The organism is Klebsiella planticola (assembly GCF_000783935.2).
GTDB lineage: Bacteria > Pseudomonadota > Gammaproteobacteria > Enterobacterales > Enterobacteriaceae > Klebsiella > Klebsiella planticola.
Genome location: NZ_CP026047.1, coordinates 910842 through 923821, shown reverse-complemented (window position 1 = coordinate 923821; position 12980 = coordinate 910842). Strand labels below are relative to the sequence as shown.

Below are 12980 nucleotides of genomic sequence, written 5' to 3'. Positions count from 1 at the left end.
TTGCATTAGGAATAAATAAAATATCAACAAATGCTTATTCATCAAATTTTGCGATTAAGCATTTGTATATATAGGTGTAGAATACTCTATTCCCACTTATCTTGAAAGATTAAAATTATAATTACCGCTATCGGTTTTAATTTCAATTTCAGTCCACATACATTTTGAGTATTTATTATTCATCTCAACCCAGTTCCACCCGGAGTTTGCATAGGCAACCTTTTGACTGATAACAAGAGAGAAATCTGTACCCTTACCATAGCCCAGAGTTACTGGTCGGGTATTCCACCGATAACAACTACCACGGTCTATACTTAAACCAGTAATCGTTACACTATCCTTCAAACCATAAACATAAGCATGTCTTCTTATAGTGTGCTCAGCACTGACATTACCTTTGAAGTTGTAAGTGGTATCTTCTATTTTGATCTTAACAGGTGATTGAGATGGTATCTTCTCTGATTTTGAGTTGGATTTATTACTTACATATTCGTTAATATTGTCTGAATGTTCATCGGGGATACCATGCATCATATTGCTGTCACCCAGATGTTGTTCCCAGATATCATCGCATTTTATCGTACTGATTTCTTTTCCCTGTTTTAAAATAGTTATTTCCCCATCAGTATTTTTTCCATCATCGATATAGGAAATAGAGTAAGTATACTCGTTTTCTGGTATGTTCAATGTATGTATCGACACCCCCTCAGCCCGACTGTAATTCCAGGACTGACTTAACTGACTCACATTTTTTACCAGAGTGATTTCAGGAATAACCCCACCACCTCCGTTAATGTCCGATTTACCGAATAAATAAGTGATCTCATTATTATTCCTTAACACAGCCACCTCTTTAGTGGTTTTACCTTTTATAAAACACCCGAACAAGACATCTGAATCTCCATAAGGTGATGCTATTACTGAACAGGAGATAGTAACTACCCCCAGAGCAGTCACATATTTAATTCCATTTAGAAATTTCATACAAACCTTCTCTAAAAATAAACAATATATAAAAAGCACTTACCCCAAAGGTAAGTGCTTTGCCTCAAAAGTGCCTATTCAATATATACAACAATCTTACCATCTGATTGTTCCGTCACGGTAATATCCTTAGTGGTACCATCACTAAGTTGAGCAAATCCATAGTGCTGTCTCCCTTCACTTTCAGTTAATGTTACCTTCTCACATTGCTGTGAGTATTGACGTAACTGTTTATGATAGATATCCGTTACTACCTCACATGCTGTACGTTCCAGCATCGCTTTGCTACCGTTGAACGCAAAGTTCCCGATGCCATATACAACCCAGATCCCAAGCCAGACCAGCAACAGCATTTTCCCCTGACCAACGGCTTTACAACGTTTAGCAATATAAACTGGCGAAAAAAGAATCCACCATTTTGAAAAGCTTGCCTTACCATGTTTATCCAGTAGCTTCCAGTCCATATAGAACAAAATAACCAGGGCAATCATAACGAACAGATTAACCGTATAGTTGACAGCTAAACTAAACAAACATGCGGATAAAACGCCGACAACAAACAATCCCGTTGCAATCCAGATATATTTTTCATGTAACGACGAGTTGTCTATATTTAATAATTCACGAATATTCTCAGCGCTTACCAAATCAGACTTTTTACGATCGCCAACAATAAAAGAAATCAATTTGTTATTATACAGAACCCTGGCTTCATCGTTTAACAAAATAGATTTCATTTCACGGATGAATTTTAAATCTGCATCATCACGTTCACTTACTTTTTGTATCGCATGGTTTAATTCATCAACGCTGGCATTCATATCCAGTTCAAGATATTCATAATAGTTTATCATGATAATTCCTTATCTTTACATAATAGCCGAAATATTACAGAGAACGTTATACTGATATACATCAAGAGTGTTGAACCGGAGGGGGGGATGGCAGTAAATATAAAATAATTATTAAAATACGTAATCATTTCCCTTATTGACCTAACAAAACAACAATCCCTGTACAAACAAGCAACATGAATAAAGCACCACTGCCAAGATAGGCTTTAAAAAGCCCCTTAATTCTGTCTGGTTTCATTTTGACCTCACGACTACAGCAAAAAGAATAGCACCAAATATGGGGTCTATAAGCATACTGATAACAAACCATATGAAGAACGAACGGCCACTGGCCTGAGCCAATTTACCAATAACTATCGATGCTCCGATCCACAAAAGTAAAAGAATAAATGCCATCGTTGGCTCCTTGAAAAATAGCAATAAATGACTGAAGTGGTGGTTTAATGCCGTCACTTTGTCCGGTAAGCATGTTGAATAGATGGGCAGACTTATACCTGCCGCATTGAAACCTCCTTGCTATAGGCGCATGGTGCATCTCCTTATTGTCACCCGGTAAGAATCCTGGCCTGATTCTAATTAAATCCTTTCTAAGATAGGGAGGTTATGAGTGCAGGTAAAATTGTTATTACCGATCGAATTTCAATAATTGATCTGCAATATCTATCGATAAAAGCGATCAATTATGTATTTTTGATAGTTTATAACTATCATTACAATGATATCGATCGTTTTTGTAGATCAGTTTATGCGGGGGATGTGGTGTATTAAAATTGATGAGGCAAGTAGTGGATATTTTTTATTCATTAAAATCATAAAGATATGAAATTTTTCATAGCCTTCTAGTCAAAGGTATGACCACAATCGTCGCACTCGTATCTGTCAAACAGGAGTCCATCAAGGGCTGAGCCGGTAACTGCTCCTGTAGTTGCACCAGCCACAAACCTCCCCAGCACAGCACCAATAACAGCCCCGGTCGCAGTTCCCAGAACTGGCACAACAGAACCAATTGCCGCCCCCGAGCTTGCTCCACTAAGGGCTCCAGCCACACCTCCAGCAATACCTCCAGCCTTCCTCCCAATGTTACGTTCGCTAACGCGTTCAGAACCACATTTTGGACACATTGTAACCATTGATAAAATCTCCTGCTTTTCGGTTGTTAAAAAGAAGAAGGCACCCGGACGTTAAAGTCCAGGTGCCTTCTGTATGTAATTTGTGTACTACACGATTTATCTTGCCCGCATCGGGTTATTGAGTTTTGTATAATCAAACGGACTAATTGTTTCCTCTTGGTTAGCATCAAGAAAGTCAGCCCACCATTGCAGCATCAGTCTGCGCTCATCCAGAAATTCCGCTTTATGGATATAAGCCGCACGTACGCCATTACGTTCCTGATGGCTCATCTGGCGTTCCACTGCATCTTTCGACCATAATCCTGATTCAATCAACGAACTGCAAGCCATTGCCCGGAAGCCGTGACCACAGACATCGATCTTTGTATCGTAGCCCATCAGGCGTAATGCGTTATTGATCGTATTTTCACTCATAGGTTTCCAGGGATTATGGTCACCAGTAAAGATCAGCTCATGTTCACCGCTGATAGCCTGGATTTGTTTCAGTATATCCAGCGCCTGGACCGAAAGTGGTACCAGATGTTCTGTACGCATTTTAGAGCCACGGTGCGAGTATTTGACCCCTTCAATGGGTTTCCGCTCTGGGGGAAGGGTCCACATGGCTTTATCAAGGTCGATCTCAGACCATCTGGCAAAACGGAGTTCACTTGAACGGATGAAGATAAGCAGGGTCAGTTTTGTTGCCAGTCGGGTGAGAGGCTGGCCTCTGTATATATTTAGTCGCTCAAGGAGCTCTGAAATGCGATTTAAGGCGAGAGCAGGGCGATGCTGTCGTTTCACCGTTGTTAACGCACCGGACATATCCACAGCAGGGTTATAACTTATAATACCGGACTGGGCGGCATAGCGCATGATTGCAGTGATACGTTGCTGAAGGCGGGCTGCAATCTCATATATCTCTTTGGTTTCGGCCGCTTTGACGGGTACCAGCAAATCTGGTGTTCTCAGCGTTGTGATATCGCGTAAACCTATATAGGGGAATACGTGACACTCAAGACTTTTGAGTACCTTCTCGCTGTGAGCTTCGGACCATTTTTTATTGCTCTTATGCCATTGACGGGCTACGAGCTCAAAAGTGTTTACGGCCTCCGGTGCACCTTTCTTCGCTCTCCGTTGTTCACACGGGTCAATACCGTCAGATATGAGTTTTCTGGCCTCATCGCGTTTATCACGCGCTTCAGACAGTGATACTTCGGGATACTGACCAAGCGCCAGTGTTTTCTCTTTACCGAGATGACGATAGCGCAATCGCCAGTAGCGGGAGCCATTAGGGTGAACGAGCAAAAACATGTTGCCGCTGTCGGCCAGCTTATAAGGTTTTTCATCCGGTTTGGCTGCGCGGATTTTAGCGTCAGTCAGTGCCATAGCTATGCTCCTGATGTTGGATGAGGGTACAGAATTTTATCGAATCAGACTATACCCTCATATGTACCCGCACAAGAAACTTGATGCAGGTGGAATTCGATGGAGTTCTGTGGAAACGGATGATTCGCGAGGTGCGTATTTTGGCGGGCGCAGAATGCAAAAACGGACCTCCGTGGAGGTCCGTTGATATAAATTTGGTGCCCGGACTCGGAATCGAACCAAGGACACGGGGATTTTCAATCCCCTGCTCTACCGACTGAGCTATCCGGGCAACGGGGCGCATTAAAACCGATTCGCCTCGCTTCGTCAACGAAATTTATTTAAATCGATGCAGACTGCACAATCTATCACCAGTTTGAATTAAAAGCACCCGTTTTCAGGTGAAAAAAAGCGTCCAGGCCGCTGAAATCGGCATCGCCAGGAGCAGGGCAGGTAGCATGTTAACCACCGCAAACATCTTAATTCCGCAGATGCGCAGCCCGGTCGCCAGCAGCAGCATGCCGCCGACGGCGCTGAAATCGGCCATCATCATCGGCGTGGTGAGCGGCATGATCAGCGATGCACAGGCCGCCAGCGTGAGCTGGATGAGCAGCATCGGGACGCAAATAGCTGAAACGGCAAATCCCAGCGTGCAGGCGAAAATCGTGGCGGTGAAAAAGTCGAGAAAGGCTTTGGCGATCAGAATGCTGGCATCGCCGGTCATCCCTTCGCGCATGGCGCCGAAAATCCCGGTACCGCTGGCGCAGAACAGGACAATAATGGCGACATAGCTCTGAATAAACGACGTATTCAACTGCGCCTTTTTTTTGCCCGCTGGCGTGAGCCACTGCTGAAGCTTGCTGACCAGAGTATTGATGCCTTTTTCCATATTGCAGGCTTCGCCAAGCAGCGTGCCGACCAACGTGGAGAGCACCATCACCGGCAGGTTGGCGCATTTCACTACCAGCAGAATACCAATCCCCAATGAGGCCAGACCGAAAATAGAGGTCATCGATGTCCGAATTCGCTCCGGCAATCGTTGGCTTAACAGCGCGCCCAGTACGCCGCCTAAAAGGACCGCGCCGGCATTAATAAAAGGTCCTGTCACCATAGCAGTGCTCCTGTTCATTATCCCTGACAACGGCATCATTATGACCCGAAAGCAGGGTAAAGACCTGCAAATACGTCGCCTGTTTGCATACAGATTTCATCTTGCGCAGGTATGTCAAAGGTGACATTATTGCGCGAATTTTCTTCTCTTCAGCGATGAGGCCGCCGATGATCACCCCATCCGTACATCATCATTGCCGCTGCGCGCAGATGCGTAAGCCGTCTCATCTTGCTACTCTGCATTCTGATTCCCTGCACCCCATGCGGTGAAGGCAGCGCATGCTCACTGCAGGACAACAGTAAGATCGGACCCGGTCTGCTTTTACTGATGTCTGGCGGTCGGAGCTGGAATCCAGTCGGACCCTGACATTTCGTTGGGCAAGGCATCAACGCCTTGCCTGAAGCCTTTTACTCTCCGGAAACGGGTATTCGCGCTAATGAAATCAATGCACATTGCCGCCAGCCACGCGCTGGTCTCTCATCTCTCTACCCACCGTCGCGTGGTGGCGCTGGACAGTACTGATTTTACCGATGTGGCGGCAGTCGTCATTACCGCAGCGGACAGCCGCAGCGGCATCCTCTCTCTGCTTAAACGCAGCGGCTTTAACCTGCCGGTCTATCTGCTGACCGATAGCGACATGGCAAAGCCAGACGGCGTGACGGCGATCATCGGCGGGAAGGAGCAGGAGTGGCTCGAACTGGAAGCCGCTGCCTGCAGCTATGAAGAGAACCTGCTCCCGCCGTTCTTCAATACCCTGACGCAGTACGTCGAGATGGACAACAGCACCTTTGCCTGTCCGGGGCATCAGCACGGTGCTTTCTTTAAAAAACACCCGGCGGGCCGCCAGTTTTTTGACTTCTTTGGCGAAAACGTCTTTCGCGCCGATATGTGCAATGCCGATGTGAAGCTTGGGGATCTGCTGATCCACGAAGGCTCGGCGAAGCATGCGCAGAAGTTCGCGGCGAAGGTTTTCAATGCCGACAAAACCTATTTTGTCCTCAACGGCACCTCGGCGGCGAATAAAGTGGTCAGCAACGCGCTGCTGACGCGCGGTGACCTGGTGTTGTTCGACCGCAATAACCATAAATCCAACCACCACGGCGCGCTGATTCAGGCGGGGGCCACGCCGGTCTATCTCGAAGCGTCGCGAAATCCGTTTGGCTTTATCGGCGGCATCGATGACCACTGCTTTGATGAACACTACCTGCGTAATCTGATTCGGGAAGTGGCGCCGGAAAAAGCCGACGCGCCACGTCCGTTCCGTCTGGCGGTCATTCAGCTGGGCACCTACGACGGGACGGTCTACAACGCCCGTCAGGTGGTGGATAAAATCGGCGGCCTGTGCGACTACATTCTGTTTGATTCCGCGTGGGTAGGCTATGAACAGTTTATTCCGATGATGGCCGACTGCTCACCGCTGCTGCTGGAATTGAATGAAAACGATCCGGGCATTTTTGTAACCCAATCGGTGCATAAGCAGCAGGCGGGGTTCTCGCAAACGTCGCAGATCCACAAAAAAGATAATCACCTGCGCGGCCAGGCGCGATTCTGCCCGCATAAGCGGCTGAATAACGCCTTTATGCTACATGCCTCCACCAGTCCGTTTTACCCGCTGTTTGCGGCGCTGGATGTGAACGCCAAAATCCATGAAGGAGAGAGCGGTCGCCGGCTGTGGGCAGAGTGCGTGGTGCAGGGCATTGAAGCGCGCAAGGCGATTATCGCCCGCTGCAAAATGATACAGCCGTTTATTCCGCCGGCTGTGGCGGGTCGCCCATGGCAGGATTATCCTACCGAGACGATTGCCCGCGAGCGGCGTTTCTTCAGCTTTGAACCGGGCGCCAGCTGGCACGGTTTCGCGGGTTATGCCAGCGAGCAGTACTTTGTCGATCCCTGTAAGCTATTGCTGACTACCCCGGGCATTGACGCCGAAAGCGGCGAATATACCGGGTTCGGTATTCCGGCGACCATTCTGGCGCACTACCTGCGTGAGAACGGCATTGTGCCGGAGAAGTGCGACCTGAATTCGATCCTGTTCCTGCTTACGCCGGCCGAGAGTGCGGAAAAAATGGCCCGCCTGGTGGCGATGCTGGAGCAGTTTGAACAGCATATCGAAGCCGACACGCCGCTGGCCGATGTACTGCCGACTATCTATAACAAATATCCGGTTCGCTATCGCGATTATACCCTCCGCGAGCTGTGCCAGGAGATGCATGATCTGTATGTCAGCTTTGACGTGAAGGATCTGCAAAAAGAGATGTTCCGCAAGCAGAGCTTCCCGCGCGTGGTGATGAACCCCCAGGATGCAAACCGCGAGTTTATTCGCGGCAACGTTGAGCTGGTGCGGTTAAGCGAGGCCGAAGGCCGGGTCGCCGCGGAAGGGGCGCTGCCGTATCCGCCGGGCGTGCTGTGCGTGGTACCGGGAGAAGTTTGGGGCGGGGCGGTACTGCGCTATTTCCTGGCGCTGGAAGAGGGCGTCAACATGCTGCCCGGTTTTTCACCCGAGCTGCAGGGGGTATATAGCGAAACGGATTCTGACGGCATCAAGCGGCTGTACGGCTATGTGCTGAACCAGGCGGCTATGCGCCTTTCTTAATAGCGACCCCTCTCCCGCAGTGTGTCGGGAGAGGGGATGCGGTGGCTCAGCCCGCGCTATGTCGGTACATTCTGCGCGGATGGCCAATCTTACCGTATTGCATCTCCACGCTGAGAAAACCGCTCTCCACGCAGTGTTCCAGATAGCGGCGGGCGGTGGTTTTGCTCAGTCCCGTCGCGCTCGCGACTTCGTCCACCGAAAAGCAGCGCAGCGTATGGTGGCTAAAGAGATTTTGTACCCGCGCCAGCGTATTCCCCTCTATGCCTTTGCTGCCGTTATCCTGACGGTAGTTTTTCGCCTGCAGTTGATACAGGGAATCCACGTTTTGCTGATCGACGATCTTCCACACCCGCTGCTGTTCAGCGAACTGCATAAAGCGCTCAAGTGACTGGTTAAGACGCTTCCACGATACCGGCTTGAGGATGTAGTCGAACGCGCCGTTGCGGATCGCCAGGCTACAGGTATCCATATCGCTGGCGGCGGTGATAAAAATGACCGAACAGGGGGTACGTGCCAGCAGCGCATTACCGATAAGCGTAATGCCTTTCCCGTCCGGCAGGTAATTATCCAGCAGCACCAGCTGCGGCTGCTTACTCTCAATTTGCGTCTGCGCGTCGGCCAGGGATGACGCAATGCCCACCAGCCGCAGGCCCGGATGTTTGCCAATCAGCTCCGCATGCAGCTGCGCCAACGCGTGCTCGTCTTCCACGATCAGTACATCGATAAGTTCATGTTGCATAGTCGGTCTCTTCCAGTTCCTGTTCCGGGCGCCAGGCGCTTCCCGTGGCGGGAATAAACAGTGAAAAAATCGCGCCGCGGGGCATATTGTCGGCGACCTCGATCGTTCCGCCAGCCTGGCTGACATAGCTGTCGATCAGGTACAGTCCGATACCGTGGTCGCCGCAGGTTTTGGTGGTGATGCCGCGCTCAAATATCCTCTCGCGCAAGGCCGGTGTAATGCCGACGCCGCGGTCGGCGACTTCAATAATCAGCTCACGGGCGTTGAGCTTAATCAGCACCTCTACCGCCTCGTGCGGCAGCGGCGCGCGCTGCGTCGCTTCAATGGCGTTATCCAGCAGGTTGCCGATAATCGAAATCAGCTCTGCTTCGGCAAGCGGGGCGAAGGGGCTCTCCATCCGGCAGGCCGGATCGAAGCTGAGTTGCACCCCTTTTTCGCGGGCGCGGGAGGCCTTGCCTAACAGCAGACCGCACAGCGTTGGCGAATGAAAGCGCGACGAGATAAAGTCCAGCAGCTCCTGGGCGTGTTCTGACTGGGCCTGAATATAGCCAATGGCTTCCTCATAACGCCCCATATGCAGCAGGCCGGAGAGCGTGGTCATGCGGTTGAGCTGCTCATGGCGCATGATGCGCAGATTGTCGACATAGCGTTTCACCTGGCTGAGCTGAGCGCTGAGGGTGTCTATCTCATTGCGATCGCGGAAGGTTATCACCCAGCCCTGCAGCGAATCCTCCAGCATGATCCGTACGCGGCTGGCGATCACCGTCAGATCGTTGAACCGACAGATCTCATCATGCGTGTCCCGTTGCAGCATCGTTTGCGGTGAGAAGAAAGGGACGGGGGCGATCACCTGGCCGATCGGCTGCCCGCGCAGCTGTCGGGCGGGTTGGTTCAGGCCCAGCAGCTTCCGCGCAGCCTGGTTGATCACCTCGATCCGCAGATGGTCGTCGATAGCGATCACCCCTTCGTAGATTGACTCCATCATCGCTTTTTGCTGGCGCACCAGCAGGCCGATTTCACGCGGCTCCAGCGAGAAAATCTGCTTCTTAATGCTGCGGGTAAAAAACCACGAGAACACGAACAGGGCAACGAGCAGCAAAACGGCAGCGAGCAGAATATTGACGGCTTTACTGACGGTAATGGTGTCGAGGTAGCTGGTGAGGTAGCCCACGGAGACAATCCCCACCACCTGACCGTCATCGCTGAAGATCGGTGCTTTGCTGCGTAGCGAAATCCCTAAACCCCCCTGGCGAATGGTGGTGGTGGTTTTGCCCTTCAGCACCTCCTCATTATCACCGCCGACGAGCAGAGTGCCGACCCGGTCGGCGAACGCCGAATGAAACAAATGACGGCCCTGATTATCGCCGACGACAATAAAACTGGCGTCACTGCGCGCCGCTATTTTATGCATAAAATTAGTGATTGCGCTAATATCCTTGCGGGCGACATTTTCACGTAATACAGGGATGATGGCGATCTCTTCTGCTTGTATTTTTGCCCGCGTGCTCATTTCCATATACAGCTGTTTTTCGACATCAATATAATAATAGCCTCCTAACAGCACGAAGAGCACTGAGAAAAAGGCCGTCAGTGAAATGAACAGCTTTATTTGAAATGAAACTTTCATCGCTATCACGCTGGGTATCAAGGGAAGTGGCTAATATATCATCTTTTTTCCGGCTGACATCTGCTTTGCCGGAAACTTGTGATCCTTTGCACAAGCGCTCTGCATGAGAAAAATATTGCTGTCGCCACAGATCTTAAATTTAGGTTAATAAATGTTATTTGTTTATTCGTTTTAGAAAATAAACCATAAAAACCACGCTAATAAATAAACTGTGAATCACATTAAATAAAAGAAACCATTAAAACCATAGCGTCCATTAAAGTTTCGGTTTTAATATGCTGAGCCTCACATTAAGTCTGCTTCGGGCACATTAAGCTGCCTGCACAAAATAACCAAGGGGCTTAATCATGAGCACAACTGACGATTCTTTCTCTGTTACCCAGGACCCAATTGATATTCATAAACCTTCGCTCAAAGAGCGCTGGTGGCATATTATGGATAGCTGGAAAGTGGGGATTATTCCTTTACCGCTGTTTGTTCTTGCCGGGCTGCTGATCGCCATCGATTGTCTGGGGGGGAAGTTACCGAGCGATATCGTGGTGATGGTTGCCACGCTGGCGTTTTTTGGTTTTGCCTGCGGTGAATTCGGCAAGCGTCTGCCGATTGTCGGCAAGCTCGGCGCGGCGGCGATTTGCGCCACCTTCATCCCCTCCGCGCTGGTTTATTACGGCCTGCTGCCGGACGTGGTGGTGGAGTCCACCACCAAATTCTACAAATCCACCAACATCCTCTATCTCTATATCTGCTGCATTATTGTCGGCAGCATCATGAGTATGAACCGCACCGTGCTGATCCAGGGCTTCCTGCGCATCTTCTTCCCGATGCTGTGCGGGGAAATCGTCGGCATGATCGTCGGCATGGGGGTGGGGCTGGCGCTCGGCCTCGAACCATTCCAGATCTTCTTCTTTATCATTCTGCCGATCATGGCGGGCGGCGTGGGTGAAGGGGCGATCCCGCTGTCGATCGGCTATGCGACGTTGCTGCATATGGATCAGGGCGTGGCGCTGGGACGCGTCCTGCCGATGGTGATGCTGGGCGGCCTCACCGCCATTATCATCTCCGGCTGTCTGAACCAACTCGGCAAACGCTATCCGCACCTGACCGGTGAAGGCCAGCTGATGCCAAACCGCGCGAATACCGACGAAACGGCCTCACAGCCTGCCTTCTCCGGCAAAGTCGACGTCACCACCATCGCTTCCGGCGCGCTACTGGCGGTACTGCTGTATATGCTGGGGATGCTGGGCCACAAGCTGATTGGTCTGCCTGCACCGGTTGGCATGCTGTTTATGGCGGTGCTGGTGAAGCTGTTTAATGGCGTCTCCCCGCGCATTCTTGAAGGTTCTCAGGTGGTCTACAAATTCTTCCAGACCTCTGTGACCTATCCCATCCTGTTTGCCGTTGGCGTAGCGATCACCCCATGGCACGAACTGGTCGCCGCTTTCACCGTCAGCAACCTGCTGGTGATTATCAGCACCGTCTCTGCGCTGGTGGCGACCGGTTTCTTCGTCGGCAAAAAGATTGGCATGCATCCGATTGATGTCGCCATCGTCTCCTGCTGCCAGAGCGGACAGGGCGGCACCGGCGATGTGGCGATTCTGACCGCCGGCAACCGTATGAGCCTGATGCCATTCGCCCAGATTGCCACCCGCATCGGCGGGGCGATCAACGTCTCCATCTCGCTGTTGGTTCTCGGCAACTTCCTCGTTTAAGTTTTCAGGAAAACATCATGAAACTCGCAAGCTTTATCTATCAGGGTTCCCGTAGCTTTGGCATCGTCAAGGCGGAAGGGATGATCGATTTAGGTCGTCGCCTCGGCGATCGCTACGGTGACCTCAAGGCGCTGCTGCAGGGCAACGGGCTGGCGGAAGCCGGCCGCTATCTCAACGATGCGGTCGATGTGCCGATGAGCGCCGTCACCTTCCTGCCGGTGATTGAGCAGCCGGAAAAAATCCTCTGCGTCGGCATGAACTATGCCGAAAAGCGCAAAGAGTTCGACCAGCACAATCCGGCGCCGACGCTGTTTGTTCGTTTCCCGGATTCGCAGACGGCGCACAACGCGCCGGTGTTGAAACCGCGCCATTCCAGCGAATTTGACTACGAAGGCGAACTGGCGGTGATTATCGGCAAAAGCGGCGAAAACATCCGTCGCGAGGAGGCGCTGCGCCACGTTGCCGGCTACAGCTGCTACATGGATGGCTCCGCACGCGACTGGCAGCACAGCTGGTTTACCGCGGGGAAAAACTGGCGGCAGACCGGCGCATTCGGCCCGTGGATGGCGACCGCGGATGAGATCCCGGATCCGCATCAGCTGACGATCCGCACCTGGCTGAACGGCCGGATGGTTCAGGACGACAACACCAGCAGCATGATCCACAAGGTGGCGGAGCTTATCGAGTACATCAGCACCTTCACCCGCTTAAGCCCGGGCGATGTGATCATCACCGGATCGCCGGGCGGGGTGGGGAAAAAGCGTAACCCGCCGCTGTTTATGCAGGAGGGCGATCGCATTGAGGTTGAGATTGAGCATATTGGCCATCTCAGTAATGTGATCATGGAAGCGCCAGCCAGCACGCTGACGACGGCACACTGAGTAGGGCG

10 protein-coding genes and 1 tRNA gene are annotated in these 12980 nt (G+C 51.0%); 3 read left to right on the top strand and 8 right to left on the bottom strand.

All coding sequences use genetic code 11. The features are described 5' to 3' along the window. Positions 1-96 precede the first annotated feature (96 nt). The 6 genes from MC50_RS04370 to MC50_RS04345 form a co-directional block, all read right to left on the bottom strand. Positions 97-984, bottom strand: a complete 888-nt coding sequence (locus MC50_RS04370; protein WP_047663480.1) for a hypothetical protein — start codon at positions 982-984, stop codon at positions 97-99. A gap of 74 nt (positions 985-1058) precedes the next feature. Then, the gene (locus MC50_RS04365) at positions 1059-1838 is read right to left on the bottom strand and encodes a hypothetical protein (RefSeq protein WP_044346295.1); all 780 of its coding nucleotides are present in this window, start codon (positions 1836-1838) and stop codon (positions 1059-1061) included. 234 nt (positions 1839-2072) lie between these two features. Then, the gene (locus MC50_RS28650) at positions 2073-2234 is read right to left on the bottom strand and encodes a hypothetical protein (RefSeq protein WP_040216727.1); all 162 of its coding nucleotides are present in this window, start codon (positions 2232-2234) and stop codon (positions 2073-2075) included. Between the two features lie 830 nt (positions 2235-3064). Continuing rightward, positions 3065-4333, bottom strand: coding sequence for a tyrosine-type recombinase/integrase (locus MC50_RS04355; protein ID WP_044346284.1), 1269 nt, complete (start codon positions 4331-4333; stop codon positions 3065-3067). Positions 4334-4528: 195 nt separating this feature from the next. Continuing rightward, positions 4529-4604: transfer RNA gene (locus MC50_RS04350), tRNA-Phe, on the bottom strand. Between the two features lie 105 nt (positions 4605-4709). After that, a complete protein-coding gene (locus tag MC50_RS04345) occupies positions 4710-5423 on the bottom strand; it encodes a DUF554 domain-containing protein (protein ID WP_032690739.1) in 714 nt (237 codons plus the stop codon). A gap of 436 nt (positions 5424-5859) precedes the next feature. Here MC50_RS04345 and MC50_RS04335 point away from each other — a divergent pair, with 436 nt between their 5' ends. Beyond that, a complete protein-coding gene (locus MC50_RS04335) occupies positions 5860-8016 on the top strand; it encodes an ornithine decarboxylase (protein ID WP_032690740.1) in 2157 nt (718 codons plus the stop codon). A 46-nt stretch (positions 8017-8062) separates the two neighbouring features. Here MC50_RS04335 and MC50_RS04330 read toward each other — a convergent pair whose 3' ends face one another. Together MC50_RS04330 and MC50_RS04325 are read right to left on the bottom strand one after the other, a co-directional pair. Then, positions 8063-8755 (bottom strand): response regulator, encoded by a 693-nt coding sequence (locus MC50_RS04330; protein WP_047663479.1) that lies wholly within the window; start codon positions 8753-8755, stop codon positions 8063-8065. Then, positions 8745-10382: an ATP-binding protein gene (locus MC50_RS04325; RefSeq protein WP_047663478.1), complete on the bottom strand. Its 1638-nt coding sequence runs from the start codon at positions 10380-10382 to the stop codon at positions 8745-8747. Before MC50_RS04325 ends, MC50_RS04330 begins: the two co-directional genes overlap by 11 nt. Before the next feature lie 347 nt (positions 10383-10729). Here MC50_RS04325 and MC50_RS04320 point away from each other — a divergent pair, with 347 nt between their 5' ends. Next, the gene (locus tag MC50_RS04320) at positions 10730-12091 is read left to right on the top strand and encodes a 2-hydroxycarboxylate transporter family protein (protein WP_032690744.1); all 1362 of its coding nucleotides are present in this window, start codon (positions 10730-10732) and stop codon (positions 12089-12091) included. Between the two features lie 17 nt (positions 12092-12108). Beyond that, positions 12109-12972, top strand: a complete 864-nt coding sequence (locus MC50_RS04315; RefSeq protein ID WP_047663477.1) for a fumarylacetoacetate hydrolase family protein — start codon at positions 12109-12111, stop codon at positions 12970-12972. Positions 12973-12980: the final 8 nt, after the last annotated feature.